The sequence below is a fragment of the Pseudomonas sp. Marseille-Q5115 genome, from assembly GCF_916618905.1.
In the GTDB taxonomy this organism is placed as follows: Bacteria; Pseudomonadota; Gammaproteobacteria; order Pseudomonadales; family Pseudomonadaceae; genus Aquipseudomonas; species Aquipseudomonas japonica_A.
The window spans coordinates 228833-252017 of sequence record NZ_CAKAKI010000001.1 but is presented as its reverse complement, the minus strand read 5'-3'; the positions used below and the strand labels follow the sequence as shown (position 1 = coordinate 252017).

Sequence of the window (23185 nt, the reverse complement as noted above, 5' to 3'; positions counted from 1 at the left end):
TTCACAACCGCAAGCGGTCTCGCAGGGTGAAGCGTTTCGGAGGTTTCTGCTCAAAATGTAAAGAATGTAAATTTTTGACAAACAATATCGTTTCTCAATTGTTACAAATAATCATTTGACCTATCCTCCGCCGCCTCAAGACCCGGGGAGGGAATCCAATGTCACGCCATTTTAAACCATTCCAAGGCTCGCCACGGCTGATTGCCTCCGCAGTCGGGGTCGCTATTACGTCCCTTTCCGCCGCGCAAATGGCGCAAGCCGCGGAAACTGAAGACAACGCGGTCACCCTGGGCGCTACCTCGGTTACCGAGAAGGCGGATACAACCTCGTACAAAACCGAGACCTCGGCTTCGAACAAATACACCGCTCCCCTGCGCGAAACCCCTAAAAGCGTCACGGTGATTCCTCGCCAAGTCATCGAAGACACTGCCGCTACCTCACTGACCGAGGCGTTGCGAACCACCCCCGGGATTACCTTCGGGGCCGGTGAAGGCGGCAACCCCGCAGCCGACCGCCCGATCATTCGTGGCTTCAGCGCGGAAAGTGACGTGTTCGTGGACGGCATGCGCGACGTAGCCGCGCAAAGCCGTGAGATCTTCAACGTAGAGTCCGTGGAAGTGAGCAAGGGGCCAGGTTCGGCTTATACCGGCGCAGGCTCTACCGGCGGCAGCCTTAACCTGATTACCAAATCCGCGAAGCTCGGCGACGCCTATAACGGCGGCTTCACTTGGGGCTCGGACCAGACCAAGCGCACTGTGCTCGATGTCAACAAGCAGCTGACCGACACCTCGGCGTTTCGCTTGAACCTCATGAAGCATGAGGCCAACGTGGCTGGCCGCGATGATGTGGATGTCAGCCGCTGGGGCTTTGCGCCTTCGTTCGCGTTTGGCCTGGGGACTGACACCCGCCTGACCGTGGGCTACTACCACTTGTCCACGGACGACATGCCCGACTACGGCATTCCGTTGACCTCGAGCGCCAACCGTTCCAAGTACCACGTCGACAAGCCTGCGGATGTAAGCAAAAGCAACTTCTACGGGCTCGACGACCGGGACTACAAGAAGAGCACCAACGACAGCGGTACCGTTCGCATCGAGCATGACCTCAATGAAAACGTGACCATCGGTAACAGCTTCCGCATGTCGCGCTCCACCCTCGACTACATCGTCACCAACCCCGATGACAGCCGTGGCAACGTCGCTGCGGGCCTGGTATCGCGTTCGCCGAAAAGCCGTAACTCCACGTCTGAAGGGTTTGTGAACCAGACGGACATGACGCTGCGCTTCAACACCGGCACTATCGAGCACACACTGAACAGCGGTGTGGAAGTGAGCTATCAGGACACCCATAACCGCGCGTATGTGGTTTCAAACACTTCGAACTGCCGAACGGGTGTTATCCCAGCGGGCGATTGCACCAGTTTGAACAATCCCTCGCCGAACGATGCCTGGAACGGGACCATCACCGACAGCGCGGCGTACACCGATACAGACACCAAAACGTCTGCGGCCTATGTGTTCGATACCTTGAAGTTCAACGAGCAATGGTCGGTCAACGCGGGCCTGCGCTACGACGACTACGAAACCAAATCCAGCGGTTACTCTACAGGCGGTCGGGGTTCTCCGGCGGGCACCTTCTCGCGCGAGAACAAGACCCACCTCTGGAACTACCAACTGGGCGTGGTTTACAACGTGATGCCTAACGGCAGCATCTATGCCGCCTGGTCCACTTCCAGCAACCCGGCAGGCGAAACCAGCGGTAACGGTGGGCTGGAGTTGAGCACCGCGAACAGCAATCTCGATCCGGAACGTAACCGCAATTACGAGATCGGCACCAAGTGGGACCTGTTCGACGACAACCTGTCGCTGACGGCCGCGTTGTTCCGCACCGATAAAACCAATGCCCGAGTCACCGACCCCGACAACACGACTTACCAAGTGCTGGACGGCAAGCAACGGGTGGACGGCATCGAGCTGACCTATAGCGGCAAACTGACCGAGCAGTGGAAGGTGTATGGCGGCTATACCTACATGCGTAGCGAGTTGGTAAAAACCACGAACGAGGCCGACGAGGGCAACCATATGCCTAGCACGCCACGTAATTCGTTCAACCTGTGGTCCACGTACGACATCATGCCGGAACTGACCATTGGTGCCGGCGCGACCTTCGTGGATTCACGGTTCGGTAACGAAGCGAACTCCGTGGAAGTCCCGTCCTACTGGCGCTACGACGCAATGGCTAAATACCGCGTGACCAAAAATGTAGACCTGCAACTGAACGTGCAGAACCTGACCGACAAGCGTTACTTCGACCAGGTATTCTCCACGCACTATGCTCACGTTGCACCGGGCCGGGCAGCGCTGATGAGCGCCAACTTCCACTTCTAAGCCAACCCGGCGAACCACCCCGCTCACTTCGGTCAGCGGGGTTTTTGCTGTTCGGGCCATTCGCAAATTGCAGCCAGCAGGCAGGCGTCGTGTTCAAGAAAACCATTTTTCAACTTCACTGGCTATTCGGTATTACCGCAGGCCTGGTGCTTTCACTGATGGGCCTCACCGGCGCGTTGTATTCCTTCCAGGAAGAGATACTGCAGGCGCTGAACCCTGATACCTCGCAAGTACAGGAGCGGGAAACAGGCCTATTGCCCGCTTCCGAACTGGTGCAGCGGCTTGAAGCCGAGGGCGCCGGCAAGGTCACCGGCATGTGGGTGCATATCGGCACCGGCAAAGCGTCACAGGCCTTCTATGCCCCGGCGCCCGGCCAGCGGCGCGGGCCCATGCGGTATTTCGACCCTTACACCGGCGAGCTGCAAGGCCGCGTAGTGGGCCAAGGTTTCTTCGGCTTTGTACTGCAGCTGCATCGCTTCCTTGCCATCGGTGAAACCGGCAAGCAAATCACCGCGGCCTGCACGCTGATGCTGCTGTTCTTTTGCCTCTCCGGGTTGTACCTGCGCTGGCCGAAAAACCCGCTGCGCTGGCGTACCTGGCTCACGTTCAACTGGGCGAAAAAGGGCCGGGCCTTCAACTGGGACCTGCACGCCGTGGCGGGCACCTGGTGTTTGCTGTTCTATCTAATAGCCGCTGTTACCGGGTTGATCTGGTCTTACGACTGGTTCCGCGATGGGGCCTCCCGCGTGCTGACCGGTACGGTGATAGCGCAACGCGGTGGCGAAGCCCGAGGCCGCCCTGCCCCGGGCCCCGCGCCACAAGTGAATTGGGATGCGATTTGGGCTTCGATCCAGCAGGCCGGTGGCCCCCACACAAGCAGCATCAACCTGCGCCTGCCGGCAGCGCCCGGCCAGCCCGCGAATGGCTTCTATCTGTTGACGACTTCACCCCATGACCGTGCCTTCAACCAGATGGTGCTCAACCCGGTCACCGGCGCGGTGCTCAAGCATGAACGCTATGCGGACAAACCACTTGGGGAGCAGTTGTTTTCGAGCAACTACGCGGTACACACCGGCGCGTTCTTCGGCCTGCCCGGCCGCCTGCTGATGACCGCGGCCAGCCTGTGCATGCCGCTGTTTTTCATCACCGGCTGGCTGCTGTACCTGGACCGCCGACGCAACAAGCGCCACATCCGCCTCAGCCAGCAAGGGCTGGGCGGCCACCGGGAAGGCTGGCTTGTTGTGTTTGCCAGCCAGAGTGGCTTCGCCGAACAGCTCGCATGGCAGGCCGCCGCCAGGCTGCAGGCCGGAGGCCAGGGCGCACGCGTTGTAGCACTGGCGGCCGTAAGCGAGAGCGACCTCAAAAACGCGCAACGGGCGTTGTTTGTAGTGAGCACATTCGGCGACGGCGAGGCCCCGGACTCGGCTCGGCTATTCGAAAAGCAGTTGGCGGTACGCCAATGGCCGTTGCCGCAACTGGAATATGCCCTGTTGGCGCTCGGCGACCGGGGTTACCAAAACTTCTGCGGTTTTGGCCGCAGGCTCGCAGGCTGGCTCGACGCCCAAGGCGCGCGGGCGCTGTTCCCAACGGTTGAGGTGGACAGCGGCAGCCCCGCGAACCTGGAGCAATGGAGCACTAACCTGGCGGCGTATTGCGCGGCCGACGCCACACAAACAGGGCCGGCCCCATGGCGACAGTGGCGGCTGGCCCAGCGCACATTGCTTAACCCCGGCAGTGCGGGCGCCCCGCTGTTCGAACTGGAACTCGCGCCGCCTGCGCAAGCCACATGGCAGGCCGGTGACGTAGTGGAAATCCTGCCGCCAGGCCAGGCGCTTGCTACCCAACCCCGGGCCTATTCCATTGCGTCGTTGCCGAGCGAAGGCTGCGTGCGACTGCTGGTGCGCCAGCATAGCCTGAGCGACGGCCGCCTGGGCGTGTGCTCCGGTTGGCTCACCACAGCAGCGCCTTTGGGCGCCGTGATAGAGGCCCGGGTACGGCGCAATAGCAATTTCCACCTACCAGAGGATGACCGGCCGGTGATCCTGATCGGTAACGGCAGCGGGCTGGCCGGTTTGCTGGGCCTGCTCAAGGCGCGTATGGAGGCTGCCCAGCGGCGCACCTGGCTGATCTTCGGCGAGCGCAACAGCGCCACGGATTTCTTCCATGAGGCCCAGCTCAAGGGCTGGCACGCCAGTGGCGACCTGGCTCGCCTGGACACAGTGTTCTCCCGCGATCAAGCGCAGAAACGCTACGTGCAGCATGTGGTGCGAGAGGCCGCCACCGGCCTTCGCCATTGGGTAGCAGACGGCGCCTCGATCTATGTATGCGGCAGCCTGGAAGGCATGGCCCAGGGCGTGGACGCCGCCCTGCGTGAAGTACTGGGCGACGCCGAGGCAGATGCGCTCATCGCCAGTGGGCGGTATCGGCGGGATGTGTACTGATACCTGCCTCTGAGAAGCAGGCACTGCCCTAGAACTGGGTAGGCTGGAGTATAGGGGCGGTGCTTGCTTGACATACCACTTACAGGGCCTAAGGCATGCAGCCTTTGGCCGGGCCTGCAACGAATGATCGGAGTAGGTTGCTGCTGGCCCTCATACGGTTTTCCAACCGCTAACAATCTGGCTAGCATCGTTCATTGAAAACACCCACTCATTACCATATTTCTTCTTGCTAAAAAGCTTCAGGTCAACAAGGCCATTCAGCACCGTGGCCGCCGTATTATAGGCGCACCCCAGATTTTCTTTTACATTTGTTATGGTAAATTCCTGCGCAACTCCTGATTTCGCGACATTGAATACCACCCTCTGCTTCTCAGAAAGTTTTGAATACAGCCCGGACTGATAGAGAAACGCATTGAAATTCGCCATGCTTTCAACTGCCTTCTCATATGCAGTTCGGAATTGCGTTACCGCTCTGACGATAATCCTACATTGGTAATCTATAAAATAGGTCAGATCCATGTCGTCGGTTTCGGTATATAGATAACTCTTTCCATACTGTATCGGCGCAGACTTTAACAACGAACTGATAGCGATGTACCTGAAAGCACCAAAGCCACTCTTGAACAAATACCAATAAAAAAGTGCTCGCGCTACGCGGCCATTACCGTCATTAAATGGGTGCTCGTAGCCAATAATGAAGTGGATGACGATTGCCTTCACCAAAGGGTGAATGTAATGCTTGGTGTTCATATCCGTATGATTGAAATTTATCCACTCAATGACCGCAGCCAAGCGGCCGTCAAGGTTCGACACCGGTGGCGGTTGATGAGCGATACCCCCGCTCCCATCCCCAACGACCACATCATCGTCAGTCTTGAATTCTCCCGGATGGTATTTCTCATCATCAATGCCTTCCACCCCCGTCTGATGAAACTCGGCTATCAATTCCAACGTAAGATCTTTGTTACGCGCCTCCCATGCGCAGTTCATCATTTTGAAATTTCCCAGGATCATTTTCTCGTCAGGAGTTCTAGGCCCTTTCGTTCTTTTTAGTAGATCCTTGGCCGCCTTTGTTGTAGTTGCGGCGCCTTCAAGCTGACTACTACTTATAGCTTCGTCCTCAACGAGATCGTTCAACAAATATTGTATATGCTTGCGTTCATCAATATTAGAGCACATCCATTCCAAAGCGGCTGTGGTTGTATGCTGGTCGCATGCCGATATAGCCATATGAGTAGCGGGAGTATATAAAAAATTACACATCCGAGGAGGCTCACCCAGCTCTAATATCGGTGAAAGCTGTTGCCGCCTAGCCATCTTCGTAATAGACCAAGCAAGCTCTACATCGATATCCTTCTTGACCTTGAACCTAAATCTGTCGAAATGAAGATACCGACCCTTTGAGTCAAGGGGATGGCTAAATTCCATGTACTCCCCTAGCCGGCCCGGATACTTTTCCAGAAGCACACTGAAGGGGTTACCCAGCGGCGGTGGTGGCGATTTGATCAAGCTCATCTCAAAAATCCCTCGGTTTGAGACAGCGTAAGGCATAGCATTTCAATTTTCTAGAAAATTGAGACAGTGATTTGGGAACAGACTCGGCGCTACAAGCTTGGGCCGTAGGTGGTTTTGGAGCGCTGTGGGAGTGGGATCTTCCGCCTTTACAGGCGGTCGACGCTGCATCCAGCTGCGCAATCAGGGAGGCTACTGATTCACGCGGGTTGCAATCTCTGCTCGAACACTGCCACGCCGTCCAGGTCGCGCAGGGTGACCGTAAGCTCGCCGCTCTGGGCTTCGATGTTTACTTCGCCGAAAAACTGGTACCCGGCAAAGGGCGAGGCGTTTTGTTTCGCAGGTGCCTTCTGAAACACCACTTCAGGGCCGAAGGTGAGGTCCAGCGGGTTGGGGCCGAAGCTGCCAGCGTTCAACGGGCCCGCCACGAACTCCCAGAACGGGTCGAAATCCTGGAACGCCGCGCGATCGGGGTGGTAGTGGTGGGCGGCGCAGTAGTGCACGTCGGCCGTCAGCCATACGGTGTTCTTCACCTGCTGTTGGCGCAGGTGGCCGAGCAGTTCGGCCATCTCCAGCTCTCGCCCCTTGGCCGGCCCGTTGTCACCGTTGGCGATCGCTTCCCAGCGCCCTACCCCGGGGCTTACCTCACCATCAGGCACACCCAGGCCAATCGGCATGTCGGCGGCGATCACCTTCCATTGTGCGCGGGATGCGGCCAATTCTGCCTTGAGCCAATCCAGTTGCTCGCGCCCCATGAACGCGCTGTCAGCATTCAGGGTTTCTCCCAGGTTGGCATCGTTGCCGCCACGGTAGCTGCGCATGTCCAGAACGAATACGTCCAGCGTAGGCCCGTACGGGATACGCCGGTAAACCCGCCGTCCGCCGTCGCCCTGCTGCGGGCGCATCGGTGAATATTCCAGCCAGGCCTGGCGTGCCGGCGCCACCAGCTGCTGGATGTCGCGCGTGCGGTAACGTTCATCCAGTTGCTTGCTAGGCGACCAGTTATTCACCACTTCGTGGTCGTCCCACTGCCAGATCTGCGGCACCTCGGCGTTGAAGCGGCGCACGTTCTTGTCCATCAGGTTGTAGCGATAGTTGCCGCGGTAATCGCCCAGCGTTTCGGCCACCTTGCTCTTGGCTTCGCTGGTGAGATTGCGCCAGATGCGCCCGTCTTCGGTGGTGAGCTGCGCCGGTACGGGCCCATCAGCGTAAATGGTGTCGCCGCTGTGGATAAAGAAATCCGGCAGGCGCAGGCGCATGGCCTCATAAATGCGCATGCCGCCGATGTCCGGGTTGATGCCGAAGCCCTGCCCCACGGTATCGCCGCTCCACACGAAGCGAATGTTTCGCGGCTGGGCAGGCACGCTGCGCAAGTGCCCGAACCATGGCTCGCTGGCTACACCCGTGTTGCCATCTTCGAACCACACCCTGTAGAAAATCGCCTGCCCCGCCGGCAGGCCGGTCAATTCCACGCGGCCAGTGAAGTCGCTGCTGGCATCTACCAACGCCGAGGTCACCCGCCTCGGCTGGCTGAACACGCTGCGGGTATCCCACTCCACCACGAGTTTGGCGGGGCGGTCGCAGCGGCTCCAGATCATGGCCCGGTCACCGAGCGGGTCGCCCGACTGCACCCCATCGGTCAGCTGCGGCCGATCCTTGACCGATGCCAGCACCGCCGGTGCGAGGCCAGGCAGCAGCAAGCCTGCGCCCACGCCTTGGAGAAGGCGACGGCGGGCAATGGGGAATTCACTCATGGGGCGCTCCTTCCTGGGGTATGAAGGAGCCTAATTAACGGCACAAAGATGACAGCAACATGTACGGCCGGCCCAGGCTCGCCCAGGCCGGCCGTGGTTCATGCAGCTTCAGGTACTACCAAGGGGGCCGTTTCGGCTTTCTTGAGCAACGCGTACACCACTGCGGTCAGCAGGCTGCCCGCCACGATTGCCAGCAGGTACAGCAGGGCGTGGTTGATAGCGTTGGGAATCAACAGCACGAACAAACCGCCATGCGGCGCTACCAACTTGCAACCGAAGTACATCGACAGCGCGCCGGTAAGGGCCCCGCCCAGCATCGAAGCCGGGATAACCCGCAGAGGGTCCTTGGCGGCAAACGGGATGGCGCCTTCGGAAATGAAGCACAGCCCCAGAATGACCGCCGCTTTGCCCGCTTCTCTTTCAGCCTGGGCGAACTTGCTGCGCGCCAGCAGGCTGGCAAGGCCCAGGCCAATCGGCGGCACCATCCCGGCGGCCATGGTCGCTGCCATCGGGCCGGTGGTCTGCCCGGCCAGCAGCCCCACGGAGAACGCATACGCGGCCTTGTTGATCGGGCCGCCGAGGTCCACGCACATCATGCCGCCCAGCAGAATGCCCAGCAGCACCGCGTTGGTGGTGCCCATGCTGTTGAGGAAGTCTGTGAGGGCATGGAGCATACCGGCCACCGGCGCGCCCACTACGTAGATCATGACCAGGCCGGTAAACAGGCTCGCCAGCAAGGGGATGATCAAAATGGGCTTGAGCGATTCCAGGCTGGCCGGCAGGCGCGCCGCCCGGGTGATCCCCTTGGCGCTGTACCCGGCAATAAAGCCCGCCAGAATGCCGCCGATGAAGCCAGCGCCGAGCGTGCTCGCCAATAGCCCACCGATAAGGCCAGGGGCAAGGCCGGGGCGGTCCGCAATGGACCATGCGATGTAGCCCGCCAGCAACGGCACCATAAGCGTGAACGCGGCATCGCCGATCTGTTTCAGGGCTGCCGGAAGCGTACCCGGCTGCTTGAAGGCCTCGATCCCGAACACGAACGACAGCGCGATCAACAGGCCACCGGCCACCACCATCGGCAGCATGAAGGACACGCCCGTGAGCAGGTGTTTGTACACGCCGCGTTTTTCCTGGCTGGCAGGCGCGGCGCCACCCGCCGCTGCGGTACCTTCCACCCGCGCTTCGGCCAGGGCCTTGTCCAGCATGGCCTTGGATTGCTTGAGGGCGATACCGGTACCACAGCGGAAAATCCGCTTGCCGGCGAAACGCTCCGTGGCCACCTCGATATCACAGGCCAGCAGCACCACGTCCGCCGCCGCTATATCCTCGGCGCTGAGCGGGTTACGCGCGCCCACCGAGCCCTGGGTTTCAACCTTCAGTGAATAGCCCAGCTGCGTTGCCGCCTGTTGCAGTGCCTCGGCGGCCATGAACGTATGCGCTACGCCGGTGGGGCACGCGGTGATCGCGACCAGCCGAGGCTGCTCGGCGGCGCTGGCCGCAGGGGCTTCGGCGCCAGGCTCAAAGGGCCTTGCCTCGGCCATCGCACGGTCGAGGAAGACGTCCACATTGCCCAGCGCTTCAGCCGGCGTGCTTTGAAATACGCGTTTGCCGCGCAGTCGGCCGAGGTCCACCGGGCCGGTATTCACCACCAGCACCCAGTCCGCTTCCTCGATGTTGAGCGGCGAAAGGTGCCGTTCCGGATGCTGCGGGTCGTAGATTTCCACGCAGGTGCTCCAGCCCCTGCGCTGGGCGGCGCCATCGAGCAGGCGAGCGCTGAGCACGCTGGAAATACGCCCGTTCGGGCAGGCCGTGATAATGGCGAGCTTCATGGCGACACCTCCTCGACAGTTGCCAGGGGGCGAACGCTCACCCCGCTTTCCAGCCCGGCCAACGCAGCGCGGTCAGCAATGCCGAACCCGATCTGGGTCACGGCCATGGCGGCAATGGCGGTAGCGGTGCGCAGCGTGTTCTCTGCGCTAGCCTCGGTCAACAGGCCATGGACCATCCCCGCCAACAGCGAATCCCCGGCCCCTACCGTGCTCGCTACCGCCACCGTGGGTGGCAAGGCGTGCAGGGCAAGGCCAGGCCGGAACCAGCTCACGCCCTGGGCGCCCTGGGAAATCACCACGTGCTCGATACCGCGGGCATGCAGCGCCTTGGCGGCAGTGCCCTGATGGGCGAGGTTCTCGACGCAGGCGCCAAGCGCTTCGGTTAGCTCTTCCGTGTTGGGTTTGACCAGCCAGGGCTGGCACGCCAGGCCTGCTTTCAGCGCGCTGCCGCTGGTGTCCAGCGCTACCCGGATATTCAGCCCGCGCAAAGTGTCGAGCAGTTGCTGCAACCATTGCACGCTCACGCCGCGCGGCAGGCTGCCGGCCACGATCGCCAGATCATGCCCTTTGGCAATATCGGGCAACCGTGCCAGCAAGTGCGCCTGGGCCTCCAGGGATACGTCAGGACCGGTGCCGTTCACATCGGTCACGCGCCCGTCGCGTTCGGCCAGCTTGATGTTGCGACGGGTTTCGCCGGGCACTCGAACGAAGGCATCGGTAAAGCCGCGCTCGCGGAACAGCGTTTCGAAGCGTGCGCTGTTGTCATCGCCCAGAAAGCCGGTCACGGTGAGTTCATGGCCGAGGTCCGCCAATACCTGTGCCACATTCAGGCCTTTGCCGGCAGCGTGCACATGCAGTGCGTCGCCACGGTTCACCTCGCCAACTCGCAGGGTTGCCAACTCCACGGTGAGGTCCAGGGCGGGGTTGAGGGTAATCGTCAGTATCCTTGCCATCATGCATTCTCCACCAGGGCACGTACGTCGCCCGCGCTCGCGGCTGTCAGTGCCTGCCGCGCCAGCGCTTGCGCCTTGGTCAGGGTCAGGGCGCGTACGCCTGCCTTCACTTCGGCGATGCTGCGCGCCGACACGCTTAACTCGTCCACACCAAGCCCCACCAGCAGCGGTACCGCCACGGGGTCGGCGGCCAGCTCGCCGCACACGCCTACCCACTTGCCATGGGCATGGGCGGCGCGCACGGTAATGTCGATCAGTTGCAACACGGCAGGGTGCAGCCCATCCGCCTGGGCAGACAGCGTAGGGTGGCCGCGGTCCATGGCCAGGGTGTATTGGGTAAGGTCATTGGTACCAATGCTGAAGAAGTCCACTTCGGCGGCCAGCACGGGCGCCAGCAGCGCGGCCGAAGGCACTTCGATCATGATGCCCACCTGCAAATCCTCGACCGGATGTTCGAGGCGCAGGCGCTCCACCATGGCCCGCCCCTGGCGCCACTCTTCAGTGGTGGCCACCATCGGGAACATGATGCGCAGCGGGCGGCCTTGCCCGGCCTGCAGCAGGGCACGCAGTTGTGTTTCCATCACATCCGGGCGTTGTAGCGTGAGCCGTATGCCGCGCACGCCCAGGAAGGGGTTTTCTTCCGCCGCGATAGGCCAGTAAGGCAACGGCTTGTCGCCGCCTACGTCCAGGGTGCGCACCACCAGCGGGCGCCCTTCCAGGCCTTCGAGCACGCGCAGGTATTCGGCGCGCTGAGTCGCTTCGTCCGGCGCTTGCGGGTGCGCCATGAAAATCAGCTCGGTGCGCAGCAGGCCAATACCTTCCGCCCCCTGCTCCACCGCCTTGGCCACGGCCGACGCCTCGCCAATGTTGGCGAACACTTCCACGGCATGGCCGTCCTGCGTGACCGCCGGTTCATGCCGGCGCTCGGCCGCCGCCGCCAACCGGGCAGCACGTTCGTCACGCTCGGTACGGGCACGCACCAGCACCGCTTCGGCCGGGGCCACGGTCGCCAGGCCGCGCTGGCCGTCAAGCAATAGCGTGGTGCCCGGGGCGATGCGCAGTACGGTTTCGCCCGCACCCACCACCGCGGGAATGCCCAGGGCGCGGGCAACAATGGCGCTGTGGGCGGTCGCGCCGCCACGGGCGGTGAGGATGCCCGCCACTCGGGCAGGGTCCAGGCGGGCGACGTCGGATGGCCCTACTTCGTCCATCACCAACACATACGGCTCATCCGGGGCCCGGCGGGCTTCTACCCCGCACAGTTGGGCGAGTACCCGCCGGCCGATGTCGCGCAGGTCGGCGGCGCGCTCGGCCAGTAACGCATCGTGCAAGGCCTCCTGGCGCTTGGCGGCCGTTTCGATCACGGTTACCCACGCGGCCTCGGCGCTGTCCCCCTGGCGCAAGTGCTGGGCAACCTCCTCAGTCAGGGCCGGGTCATCGAGCATTTCCAGGTGGGTAATGAAAATATCGCGGATCGACTGCGCCGCGCCGCGCTCAACCAGCTGTTGAATGTCTGTACGCACCGCGCCGACAGCGCCTTCCAGCCGCTGTTGTTCAGCGGCCGGGGACGCGCCGCGGAGTGCATAGTCAAAGTGTTGTGGCACGTCCACGTGGGCGGGGCCGATGGCGATGCCGGGCGCCGCGGCCACGGCGCGGAGGATGGAGCCCGCCGCAGGGGCAGGAACATCGACGCGCGCACTCGGGGCTGCTTCCAACGCGTCGGGCGTGGCAACCGGCAAGGGTTCCACCTCTTCGCCCAGCCCTTGCTCGATGGCTGCCAACAACGCAGGCAAGGCATCGGCGGCAATGGAAGGTTCGGCCGCCAGTTCAAGTACCTGCCCGCGACGGGCACCCAGGCTCAGCAGGCGGCTGAGGCTTTTGGCCGACACAGCCGCTTCGCCACTGCCTACCAGGCGCACGTGTATTTCGCCTTCGAAGCCTTTGGCCAACTGTGCGAGTTCTTTTGCGGGGCGCGCGTGCAGGCCATGGGCATTGGCCAGGGTTGCCTGCACGCTGGGCCAATCCGGTGGAACATCGCCGCCCAACACTTCGAGCACGGCGCGGCTGTTGGCGGCATGGAAAAGCTCTTCACCTCTACCGGCAATCAAGAGGGCGCATAGCCGCTCAAGCAGCGCCTCATGGGCCTCACCCAGGCTGGCGAGACAGAACAGCCCATTCACCGGTTGCCCTTCGTAGGCCAGCGGCCGCTCCGGGGTCACAAACGCAAGGCCGGGGCGGCTCACACCTTGCTCACTATGCAGCCACCACAGGCCCTCGCCCAGCGGCAAAGGCGCCAGCTGTTGCAATACGCCAGCAAAGCCTGAGCTCACGCAATCGGCCTGGCGAAGCAAGCGAGCGCCGCGCCATACCAGCTCTTCGAAATCCTCGACGGGCACGCTCAGCCCTACCATCTGGGCATCCAGGGCCAGGGCCTGGGGCGCGCCCTGCAGCAGCTTGAGCAGTGCTTCAGGCGTACTCGCACGGCGCAGCGCTTCACCCAGGTCGGTTTCACCTAACGCGCGGGTGAGCAGTTGCAGCAGGCGCAGGTGTTCATCCGACTTGGCCGCGATACCGATCGCCAGGTACACCTGCTGGCCGTCGCCCCACTCCACCCCTTCGGGGAACTGCAACAGCCGCACGCCGGTGGTGAATACCTGATCACGCGTAGCGGGTGTGCCATGGGGAATGGCGATGCCTTGGCCCAGGTAGGTCGAACCTTGCGCCTCCCGGTCTTGCAGGCCTTGCAGGTAACCTTCAGCAACCAGCCCATCGGCGACCAGCCGCTCGGCCAGCAGGCGCAACGCGGCAGGTTTATCGGCGGCAGCCTGCCCCATGGAAATCTGCTCTGAGGTGAGCTCGAGCATGCCTGACTCCTTTCATGCGCCGCTGGACGGGCGCTCAGGTATTGTTGTGAGTGTTTCAGTTCGCGAGGCTATTCTCATTGGTGAGCAATGCCCCGCCCTACCGCTGCGGCGTGCCGCTAAAGTTGAGACCCGCAGGACAGCATTTCATCGCGGACGCTCAAGCTGAAACGTTTAATCTATCAAGCAGCGAACGTTACTCGAATTCGCTCAGCAATGGAAAGCCCGCCGTCGGGCAGTATCGAATACGTGGCCCTGCCGCTCCGGGCCAGGATCGGCGACAATGCGGTCTGGCTCTGGCTTTTGAGCACAGGGGTGCCGGGGCCGTCATACAAGGAACCTTTGCTTGAAACTCAGCGATATTGCTCGGCTGGCCGGGGTCTCGGTGACCACCGCAAGCTACGTCATAAACGGCAAGGCGGTGCAGCAGCGCATCAGCCAGACGACCGTTGCCCGGGTGCGCGCCGTCGTGGATGAGCACGGCTTCACACCCAACCCGCAAGCCGCCGGCCTGCGTAGCCAACGCACGCGCACGCTGGGCTTCATCCTGCCAGACCTCGAGAACCCCAGCTATGCACGCATTGCCAAGATTCTGGAGCAACAGGCGCGTGCCCGTGGGTATCAGTTGCTGATTGCCAGCTCTGACGACGACCCGGACAGCGAGCGCCAGCTGCAGAAGCTGTTCCGCGCGCGCCGTTGCGACGCATTGTTCGTGGCCAGTTGCCTGCCGGCCAACGATGGCTGCTACCGGGAAATTCAAAGCCGCGGCACGCCGGTGATTGCCATCGACCGGCAGATGGACCCCGCCCAGTTCTGCTCGGTGATCAGTGATGATCGCGAAGCTTCGCGCTTGCTCACCGCAAGCCTGCTCAAGCCTGCGCCCCGGCATATCGCGCTGATTGGCGCTCGGCCGGAGCTGAGCATCAGCGAGGAGCGCGCGGGTGGGTTCAGGGAGGCGCTGGCCGACTTTTCGGGCAAGGTGCTGGTGCGTGAGGGCGAAGCCTTCAGCCGGGAATGCGGGCAGCGCCTGATGAACGAACTGATCGCTGAGCTCGGTGGCCTGCCGGACGCCTTGGTGACCACCTCGTATGTTTTGCTTCAGGGGGTGTTCGATGTTCTCAAAGAGCGAGCCCCCGCCGAGCGCGCCTTGCGCCTGGGCACCTTCGGTGACACTCAGTTGCTGGATTTTCTACCGCTGCCGATCAATGCCATGGCCCAACAGCACGAACTGATTGCCACCCGTGCGTTGGACGTCGCACTTACGGCACTGGAAGAAAAGCAGTATCGGCCCGGCTTGCATGCCATTCCTCGTACCTTCAAGAAACGCATCGACGAGTAGCCTGTGAACCTGGTGGACACTCACACGCATCTGGATTTTCCGGATTTCGACGCCGACCGTGGCGCGCTGCTGGATGCCGCGCAAGCGGCGGGCGTGCAGCGAGTGGTGGTGCTGGGGGTTCATCGCGCCAACTGGGACCGGGTATGGCACATGGCAACGCAAGACCCACGCTTGTATGCGGCGCTGGGGCTGCACCCGGTATTTCTCAATGAACATACCCAGGCGCATGTGGATGAATTGCGAGCATGGCTTGAGCGGCTTGCCGGGAACCAGCGCCTGTGTGCGCTGGGTGAGTTCGGGCTGGATTATTACCTCAAGGACCTGGACCGGGAGCGCCAGCAATGGCTGTTCGAGGCGCAACTGCAGATGGCGGTGGATTTCAACCTGCCGGTGTTGCTTCACGTTCGGCATTGCCACGCGGCGGTGATCGCCACGCTCAAGCGCTACAAGCTGCCCCGGCGCGGTGTGATACATGCATTCGCCGGCAGCTGGGAAGAGGCGCGCGAGTATCTGAAGCTGGGGTTCAAGCTCGGGCTTGGCGGCGCGCCTACCTGGCCCCAGGCGTTGCGCCTGCGCAAGGTAGTGCCCCGGTTACCGCTGGACAGCATCGTGCTGGAAACCGACGCCCCCGACATGGCGCCGAGCATGCACGCCGGCGTGCGGAACAGCCCTGTGCATTTGCCGGACATCTGCCGGGCGCTCGCCGAATTGCTCGGGATCAGCCCTGAACAATTGGCCGACGCCAGCAGCCGCAATGCCTATGAGGTGTTGGGCTGGGCGCGGTAGAGTTCTACCCTCGATACAACAACGTCCACAGCGCGAACAGCGCGTACCACAACACCGCCGCCCGTTGCAGCAAGGCCCAGAGCGCATCGAGGCCGGCCACCGGCTCGGCATCGCTGACGGGCGTAGCGAGGTCTGCGGCCAACCGGCCGGTGTGCGCTACAAACCGCGAAGCCGCGCCGTGCCAGTCCAATAGCTCATGGAGCATCCAGCGGCACACCGCTACAAAGTTGCCCACCAGCGCGAAGCTTGCGGCCAACAGGCGGGCCGGTAGCCAGTCCAGGGCATGCCGCAGCAACCGGGCCCGCTCTGTCAGGGCCGGCGTTTCGCTGTGCTCGGCAACCAGTGCCGTCAGCCGATACGCCAATGCCAGCGCAGGCCCGAGCAGGCTGTACCAGAACACCACCGCGAAGAAGCTTTGAAACGCCTGCCACAGCAGCCATCCCTCCACCTGCTCGGACAGCCCCTGCGGGCTTTGCGCGCTTACGCCCAGATCACGTTCGGCCACATGCAAGGCCGCCTGGGCGTCGCCGCGGCGCCAGGCGTCACGCAGCGGCCCCATGGCGGCCTTGGGCTCACCCCGGCCCAGGCTGTAAAGCAGCACCAGCAAGTGCACCGGCAATGCCAGCCAGCCATAAGCAATCATGCTGAGCGCCCACAGCAACACGGCTATCAACGCCACCGGCAGGCCTACCAGCAATGCCAGCAGCCACCAGGGCCGTTGCTCAGCCTTCGGCTGGCGCTCCCGTGCTTTCAGTTCACGTATCAGCCAGCCATCACGCTGAATGCGCGAGCGCCAGGCAGAAAACTTCTCGACCCATACAACGATCAGCAATACCAGAAAGCTCACGCGCGCCCCTCCTCGACAGGTGACAGGCAGGAAAGGTAACGGGGCCAGTCGAAAGCCGGCCCCGGATCGGTCTTGCGGCCCGGCGCGATGTGGCAGTGGCCCTGGATACGCGAAGGCAGGATGGCCGGGTACACACTCAGCAACTGCTCGCTCAGGTGCTGCAGGCTGGCGTATTGGACATCGGTGTAGGGCTGGTCGTCCGTGCCTTCCAGTTCGATCCCCAAGGAAAAATCATTACAGCCCTCGCGGCCGTCGAACGTCGACACGCCCGCATGCCAGGCACGGTCCCGGCACGAGACGAACTGCGTGATCGCGCCGCAGCGTTCGATCAGGAAGTGCGCCGAGACCGTCATCGCGGCAATGCTTTCGAAATAGGGGTGCTCGGTAGGGTTCAGCTGGTTCTGGAAGAACTCGACCACCTTGCCCGTGCCGAACTCCCCCGGCGGCAAGCTGATGTTGTGGATGACCAGCAGCGACACTTCATCGCAGGGCCGCGTGTTGAAGTTGGGCGAGGGGCAATGGCGCACGCCATCGCACCACCCGGTGACGGGATCCAGACGGACCTCATCGAGACGCATAAGGGTTCCTTGCAGGCTTGGTTCAGGCGCGCAGTATGCCTTGTTCGGGCAATGAGCGCAGCGCGCCGACCAGGCGAGGCGTCAACTTTTCAGCTGACGCAACTTCCCTACCACGGCATCCAGGGCGCGGTCGAAGAGCAGGTTGTCATCGAGCACGCGAATGCGGCCTTGCTGGAACTCCAGCGCCAGCCCCATGCGGGTCTTTTCCAGCACCTTCATACCGGTGCGGTTGACGAACACGTACTTGCCCGTGCTTTCGATGATTGCCGTGAGCTTGCAGCGCAAGCGGGCATCGTCCTCTTCCTCCAGCTCTACCCACAGGCCCGGCCGCAGCGCGTCTACCTGTTGCAGCGCCGGGTCACCCTCGGCTACTTGCGTATCCACCTCCCGGGGGGCGGAAGGCTCACTGCCCCCCAGCACGATCTCGTCCACCACTTGCACCATGGACGGATCGTTGGCCGGGTCCGGAAGGCTGGCGCCGAGCGTTTCGCGCTGGAACGCTTGTACATGGAGGCTTTCGAGCTGGCTGAAAAACTGGCTGGTGGCAAAGGGGTCGAACGCCGAGCTGGTAAGGCCTTCACGCAGCGACTTGAGCAGCCCCGGCACCAGCTCCAGCAAGCGCAGGCGGCTTTGGGGGTCGTCGTGGGGTGCCACGCTCCAGATAAGCTGGTCCATGGTGGCCAGGCCAGCTTTCCATTCTTCCGAATCCGCCCCGTGCTTGAGCCAGGTCAGCAGCAGGAACTTGCTCCACGCCTCTTCCAGCAAGCTCACCACCATCTGCGGCAGGGTCTTGCCCATCAGCCGGCGGTTCAATTCGTGTTGCACCTGCATCCGGGCCATTTCGGCCCTCGCCCTGCCTTCCTCGGCATCGCGAGTGCGCTGCTCCAGCAACTCACTGCGGCGGCGCTCTTCGCCGGTGAACGCAAGGAAGTCCACCAGCAGCTCGGAGAACAGCGCCGGGTCGTCGACAAAATCGTTGAGCAGGCGTTGCACAATCTGCTCGATGCGGGCATGCAGTGCATCGCGCTGTGATTCGTCCCGGGTACTCCAGCCCATGGCGGCACTGGCGATCTCGTTCAACAAGCGCCTTGCCGGGTGAGCACCACGGCTGAAGAAGCTTTTGTCGAGCACCGCTACCTTGAGCATGGGGATTTGCAGGCGGCCGATCAGGGCTTTAAGCGAATCCGGCAGGTTACGGTCGTCGAGAATGAACTCGAACAACATTGCTACCAGATTGATGACGTCCTCATCCACGCCCCCAACCACTCGGAACTTGCCGCTTTTTACACTTACCCGCGTAAGCAGCTGCTCCAACTGGTAGCGCAGGTCGTAGTCTTCGTGGCTGGTGGGGTGGGTAGGCACGTATTGCTGCAAGTGCGACAACAGCCGAAGCAGGTCGTTGGTGGAGATAGGCTGCGCCTCTACCGGGGTATCGAGCTTGGGAGCGACGCTGCCGCGCACAGCGTGCAACAGGTCTTGAAGGGCAGAAAACACCTCCCGAACGCTCTCATCCAGCGGCGCCTGGGTGTGCGCGGGCTGGCGGCCGACTGGAGCGTGGGGCGATGCATCCGCCTCCCGCTTTCGGGCACTGGCCGGGCGGTCTTCGGCGCGACGGCTGGGTGCGGCCTTCAGCTCTGGAAGAATACCCGTGGCGATCAGCAACTGGTTGGCGTCGGCGTAGAGATGATCGGTGTCGCTGAGCACATACTTGTCGAACAGCTTGAGAATGATCAGCTTGACCTTGATTTCCACGCCCAGGCTGCGCCCGGCTTGCAGGAAAAACTCACACAACATGGCAGGGCCCAGCGGGTTGCTCTCGTCGTTCAGCTTGCGTGGCACCAGGGTATTGAGGCGAGTAGTGAGCTGCCCGAGGGCCAGGCCATCGCGGGCCAGCACCTTGCCCACCATGGCATCCAGCGCCACCGTACGCTCGAGTTCGTCATGGGGGACCAGCGCCAGCTTGTCATAGGCCACCGTAGGTGAAGGTATGTCCCCTACTTCGTACTGGCCGATGCGCACGAACGATTCATAGAATTTTTCCAGAAACCCGCGCTCAATATTCTTGCGCTTGAGACGAAGGTCACGCATGGCTTCGAAAAAGGTGTTTTGGTCCACATTGTTCTGGGCCTTGTCAGCCATTTCGAACAAGGTGTCATCCGCGTTATCAAACAACGCCTGCAGGCCGTCCTTGAGTTGCTGCGCGGCTTTATCGCGCACCTGCAACAGTACGACCGGCAAGCGGGCAAGAGGGGTTACCGCCGCCTGGTCGGCAGGTACCTTGAGGGGTACCACTTTGCCATCTGTGGGCATGGCGGGCTCCTGGTAAGAAAGGTCGGGCACTCGATATACAAAATTGTCCAATGCACTGCCCCTGGCAGACTCATTGCGGCGTGGCTGTAAAGAAAGATGCCTGCCGAACTCAGCTACCATGAGCATGAAGCGCCAAAGTTGTGACGTCAATTACCAGACGTGCTGTGTTGTGAACTAGATCCCGAATGCCGAAGAGGGCGCTGATTCACCAATGGCTCAATGACGCATAGACCGCGCTGAATGGGAAAAGCTCCCAGCCACCTCCTAAAAAAACCAAATTGCCGCTCCGCCTGCTTGCGGGGTACGCAGCAGCAAGGCACTGCCCTATAATCGCCCCCGAATTTGCCCCCGGAGTGTTTCATGCCGAACGTACGGATCGCTGACCTGGTTGCGGAAATCGAAGCCAATGTGCGGCGAGCACTGCTTGAAGACGTAGGTGCCGGCGACATCACCGCGCAGCTGATTCCCGCCGAGCGCCTGGCGCGTGCCAGCGTGATCACTCGCGAGGCCTGCACGGTAGCCGGTACGGCTTGGGTCGATGCGGTGTTTCGCCAACTGGACCCGCGCGTTGCGGTGCACTGGCAAGTAGTCGACGGCGACCGCGCCCTGCCGGGCCAGGTGTTGTTCAGTGTAGAAGGCCCTGCCCGTTCGTTGCTGACCGGCGAGCGCTCGGCGCTGAACTTCCTTCAGTTGCTGTCTGGGGTGGCTACGCGCGCACGGCACTATGCCGATCAGGTCGCTCACACGCAGGTGCGCCTGCTCGACACACGCAAAACCCTGCCTGGGTTGCGTCTGGCGCAAAAGTACGCCATTACCTGCGGGGGCTGTGATAACCACCGGATCGGCCTCTATGATGCTTTCCTCATCAAGGAAAACCACATTGCCGCCTGTGGCGGTATTGCTGCTGCCATTACCGCCGCCCGTGCCATCGCGCCAGGCAAACCGGTAGAGGTCGAGGTAGAAAGCCTCGATGAGCTGAACCAGGCATTGGCGGGCGGCGCGGACATCATCATGCTCGATGAGCTGAGCCTGGCCGACATGCGCGAGGCCGTGCGCCTTGTCGCAGGCAAAGCCAAGCTCGAAGCCAGCGGCGGCATCAACGACAGCACGTTGCGTGAGGTGGCGGAAACGGGGGTGGATTACATCTCCATCGGCACCCTCACCAAGGATGTGAAGGCGGTCGACCTGTCGATGCGCCTGAGCCTGTAAGCGGCCCCGGCCGCGTTTTCTTTCCCATCGATAAGGGTGCTATGGACATCGGGCCACGACTGAAAATGGTGCGTGAACGCCACCAGCTCTCCCAGCGAGAACTGGCCCGGCGCAGCGGCGTTACCAACGCCACGATTTCGCTGATCGAACAGAACCGCGTCAGCCCTTCGGTCAGCTCGCTGAAAAAGCTGCTCGAAGGCATTCCCATGTCGCTGGCGGACTTTTTCACGGCTGATGAAGTGCCGGTGGAAAACCCGCATATCTTCCGTGCAGCCACCCAGCCAGACCTCGGCCGCCATGGCGTACGCCTGCTGCTGGTGGGTGCAACCGTGAAGAATCGGGAAATGCGCATGTTGCGCGAGCTGTACGCACCTGGCGCAGACAGCGGCGAGCCCATCGTTCACCCTGAGGGGGAGGAATGCGGGCTGGTAACGCGAGGCACCATCGAACTCACCATCAATGGCGAGGTGAGCATTCTGCAGCCAGGGGATGGTTACTACTTCCCTACCACCCTGCCCCACAGCTTCAAGAACATCGGGCCGGACGAAGCCGAGATCATCAGCGCCAATACCCCGGCCAACTTCTGAGCGCGGCCGCGGGTCAGAAGTTGGCCAGCGGCAACCGCCCGATTTCCGGCTTCGCGAACAGGTAGCCCTGCATCAATTCGATACCCAGGCCGAGCAAGGTGTCGCGCTCGGCTTCGGTTTCCACGCCTTCGGCAACGATCCGGATGTTCAGCTGGCCGGCTGCCAGAATGATCCCACCCACAATTGCCTGACGAACCTTGTCGGTATCGATGCTGCGGGTGAGCACCATATCCAGCTTGATCACGTGGGGCTGGAAGGTTGCCAGCAGGTTCAGGCCAGAGTACCCCGAACCGAAATCGTCGATGGCCGTGGTAAAGCCCTGGCGTTCGTACTCGGCGAAGATACCTTTCAGATGATCAGGCTCCTCCACCCGCTCGCCTTCCATCACCTCGAACATCAACCTGTTCAACGGGAAGCCGAACTGGCGCGAGGCCTCGACCGTGGCACGGATGCAGGTTTCCGGGCGGTACACGGCGTTGGGAAAGAAATTGATGCTCAGCTTGCAATCAGGGAGGTCCTGCAGGCGCAAGCTGGCCGCCTGTTCAATGGCCTTGACCCTGCATGCCTGGTCGAACCGATAAAGGTTGGTGTCGTTCACCTGCGCCAGTATTTGCCCTGCGCCCTCGCCCCGCACGCCACGAACCAGGGCTTCGTAGGCAAACGGGACCCCGCGGGGAACGTCCAGAATGGGCTGAAACGCCATTGTGAACTCGAAATCGAGCTTCTCGAGCGCACGACACTGTGCGCACCCGACCGGCACGAAAGGCTGTTCGAATAGGGGCCTGGCCATATGTTCCTCCAGATACAATCGTTCAATAGTGTCACTTAGGCATCATCTTGGCGAGCCCCTAGGGCGCTAAAAGCTTGCCCGCCTGCGTTCAGCTTTCTCGGCCGCAGCCGCAAGTTCTTGCATGCCGCCCGACAAGCGGGGGCTGTCGTATTAAAGCGAAACATCCTGTGGCCGATGTGGATAGCGAGGGACAAGGAGGGTCCGACTACACGAAACCGGCCCATGCTCCGCGCGAGAAACCACCATGTCTTTGAAGACCTCCCTGAAGGCCCAAATGTTGCTGCTGATTGGCAGCAGTTTGTTAGCGATCCTGTTGATTGCGTTGGGCTGTTTCCAATTCCTGTCTCACGCCGTACAGGATTACCGCGCCCTGGTGGATGGCCCCGTGCGGGCCGCCCAGCTTGTGGAAGAAACCAACCTGCAGTTCAAGGTGCAGGTGCAGGAATGGAAAAACGTACTGCTGCGCGGCAAGCAACCGGCTGATCTGGCCAAGTACTGGGGGCAGTTCGAAGATCGCCACCGTGCCGTTCAGGGGCTGCTCGCCGAGCTGATTGCCGAGCCCGATATGCCCGCAGCGTTGAAGCAGCGCGCTACCCAGGTGCGCGAGGGGCATCAGGCCTTGTTGGCGGCCTACAGTAAGGGCCGCGATGCGTTTGTTGCCACGGGTGCCGACCCGGTAGCCGGCGACCGCGCCGTGCAAGGGGTCGACCGGGCACTGACCGATCAGCTCAGCCAGCTGGCTGAGGACATGAGCAAGGATGCCCGCACCCAGGCCACCCTCATCAGCGCCCGGGCCGAGCAAATCCTCTGGCTTGGCCTGTCGATTCTTGTTGTGTCCACGCTGTTGGTCGCCTGCCTGAGCCTGTGGCTGGTGACCCGTCGGCTGGTAGCGCCGGTTACCCGGTTGATCGCGTACGTGGCCGACCTGAGCAAAGGCAAATTCGCGGAACGCGTTCATAACGATCGCCAGGATGAATTGGGCCAGCTGGCGATAGCCGCCAA

Annotated in this window: 15 protein-coding genes and 1 pseudogene; 7 read left to right on the top strand and 9 right to left on the bottom strand. The window is 62.0% G+C overall.

What is annotated here, in order from left to right:
* The first annotated feature begins 158 nt into the window (after window positions 1-158).
* The gene (locus LG385_RS01175) at window positions 159-2387 is read left to right on the top strand and encodes a TonB-dependent receptor (protein WP_225771800.1); all 2229 of its coding nucleotides are present in this window, start codon (window positions 159-161) and stop codon (window positions 2385-2387) included.
* 89 nt (window positions 2388-2476) lie between these two features.
* Window positions 2477-4828 (top strand): PepSY domain-containing protein, encoded by a 2352-nt coding sequence (locus LG385_RS01170; protein WP_225771798.1) that lies wholly within the window; start codon window positions 2477-2479, stop codon window positions 4826-4828.
* Window positions 4829-4978: 150 nt separating this feature from the next.
* Here the strand turns inward: LG385_RS01170 and LG385_RS01165 are convergent, their stop codons facing one another.
* From LG385_RS01165 to ptsP, 5 genes are all read right to left on the bottom strand, one after another.
* Complete coding sequence (locus LG385_RS01165) at window positions 4979-6337, bottom strand: Fic family protein (protein ID WP_413247347.1); 1359 nt, start codon at window positions 6335-6337, stop codon at window positions 4979-4981.
* Window positions 6338-6540: 203 nt separating this feature from the next.
* Complete coding sequence (locus tag LG385_RS01160) at window positions 6541-8094, bottom strand: alkaline phosphatase D family protein (RefSeq protein ID WP_225771794.1); 1554 nt, start codon at window positions 8092-8094, stop codon at window positions 6541-6543.
* 98 nt (window positions 8095-8192) lie between these two features.
* The gene (locus LG385_RS01155; RefSeq protein ID WP_225771792.1) at window positions 8193-9923 is read right to left on the bottom strand and encodes a PTS fructose-like transporter subunit IIB; all 1731 of its coding nucleotides are present in this window, start codon (window positions 9921-9923) and stop codon (window positions 8193-8195) included.
* Window positions 9920-10876 (bottom strand): 1-phosphofructokinase, encoded by a 957-nt coding sequence (gene pfkB, locus LG385_RS01150; protein ID WP_225776144.1) that lies wholly within the window; start codon window positions 10874-10876, stop codon window positions 9920-9922. Before pfkB ends, LG385_RS01155 begins: the two co-directional genes overlap by 4 nt.
* Window positions 10876-13740, bottom strand: a complete 2865-nt coding sequence (ptsP, locus tag LG385_RS01145) for a phosphoenolpyruvate--protein phosphotransferase (protein ID WP_225771790.1) — start codon at window positions 13738-13740, stop codon at window positions 10876-10878. The genes pfkB and ptsP overlap by 1 nt, the downstream gene beginning before the upstream one ends.
* A 343-nt stretch (window positions 13741-14083) precedes the next feature.
* On the opposite strand from ptsP, the gene cra reads away from it, so the two are divergent.
* Together cra and LG385_RS01135 are read left to right on the top strand one after the other, a co-directional pair.
* Entirely contained in the window at window positions 14084-15076 is a 993-nt protein-coding gene (gene cra, locus LG385_RS01140) for a catabolite repressor/activator (protein WP_181115570.1), read from the top strand.
* A gap of 3 nt (window positions 15077-15079) precedes the next feature.
* A complete protein-coding gene (locus LG385_RS01135) occupies window positions 15080-15862 on the top strand; it encodes a TatD family hydrolase (RefSeq protein WP_225771787.1) in 783 nt (260 codons plus the stop codon).
* 4 nt (window positions 15863-15866) lie between these two features.
* Here LG385_RS01135 and ampE read toward each other — a convergent pair whose 3' ends face one another.
* The 3 genes from ampE to LG385_RS01120 form a co-directional block, all read right to left on the bottom strand.
* A complete protein-coding gene (gene ampE, locus LG385_RS01130) occupies window positions 15867-16709 on the bottom strand; it encodes a regulatory signaling modulator protein AmpE (protein WP_225771785.1) in 843 nt (280 codons plus the stop codon).
* Window positions 16706-17287 (bottom strand): 1,6-anhydro-N-acetylmuramyl-L-alanine amidase AmpD, encoded by a 582-nt coding sequence (gene ampD, locus LG385_RS01125; protein ID WP_225771783.1) that lies wholly within the window; start codon window positions 17285-17287, stop codon window positions 16706-16708. The genes ampE and ampD overlap by 4 nt, the downstream gene beginning before the upstream one ends.
* A gap of 81 nt (window positions 17288-17368) precedes the next feature.
* Window positions 17369-19597, bottom strand: a complete 2229-nt coding sequence (locus tag LG385_RS01120) for a DUF1631 domain-containing protein (protein ID WP_225771781.1) — start codon at window positions 19595-19597, stop codon at window positions 17369-17371.
* A gap of 360 nt (window positions 19598-19957) precedes the next feature.
* Here LG385_RS01120 and nadC point away from each other — a divergent pair, with 360 nt between their 5' ends.
* Window positions 19958-20806, top strand: coding sequence for a carboxylating nicotinate-nucleotide diphosphorylase (gene nadC / locus LG385_RS01115; RefSeq protein ID WP_225771779.1), 849 nt, complete (start codon window positions 19958-19960; stop codon window positions 20804-20806).
* 41 nt (window positions 20807-20847) lie between these two features.
* The gene (locus tag LG385_RS01110; protein WP_181115581.1) at window positions 20848-21393 is read left to right on the top strand and encodes a cupin domain-containing protein; all 546 of its coding nucleotides are present in this window, start codon (window positions 20848-20850) and stop codon (window positions 21391-21393) included.
* 13 nt (window positions 21394-21406) lie between these two features.
* Here the strand turns inward: LG385_RS01110 and LG385_RS01105 are convergent, their stop codons facing one another.
* The gene (locus LG385_RS01105; protein WP_225771776.1) at window positions 21407-22183 is read right to left on the bottom strand and encodes an EAL domain-containing protein; all 777 of its coding nucleotides are present in this window, start codon (window positions 22181-22183) and stop codon (window positions 21407-21409) included.
* 244 nt (window positions 22184-22427) lie between these two features.
* On the opposite strand from LG385_RS01105, the pseudogene LG385_RS25585 reads away from it, so the two are divergent.
* Window positions 22428-23120: pseudogene (locus tag LG385_RS25585) on the top strand (methyl-accepting chemotaxis protein); the annotation flags it as partial.
* Between the last annotated feature and the right edge of the window lie 65 nt (window positions 23121-23185).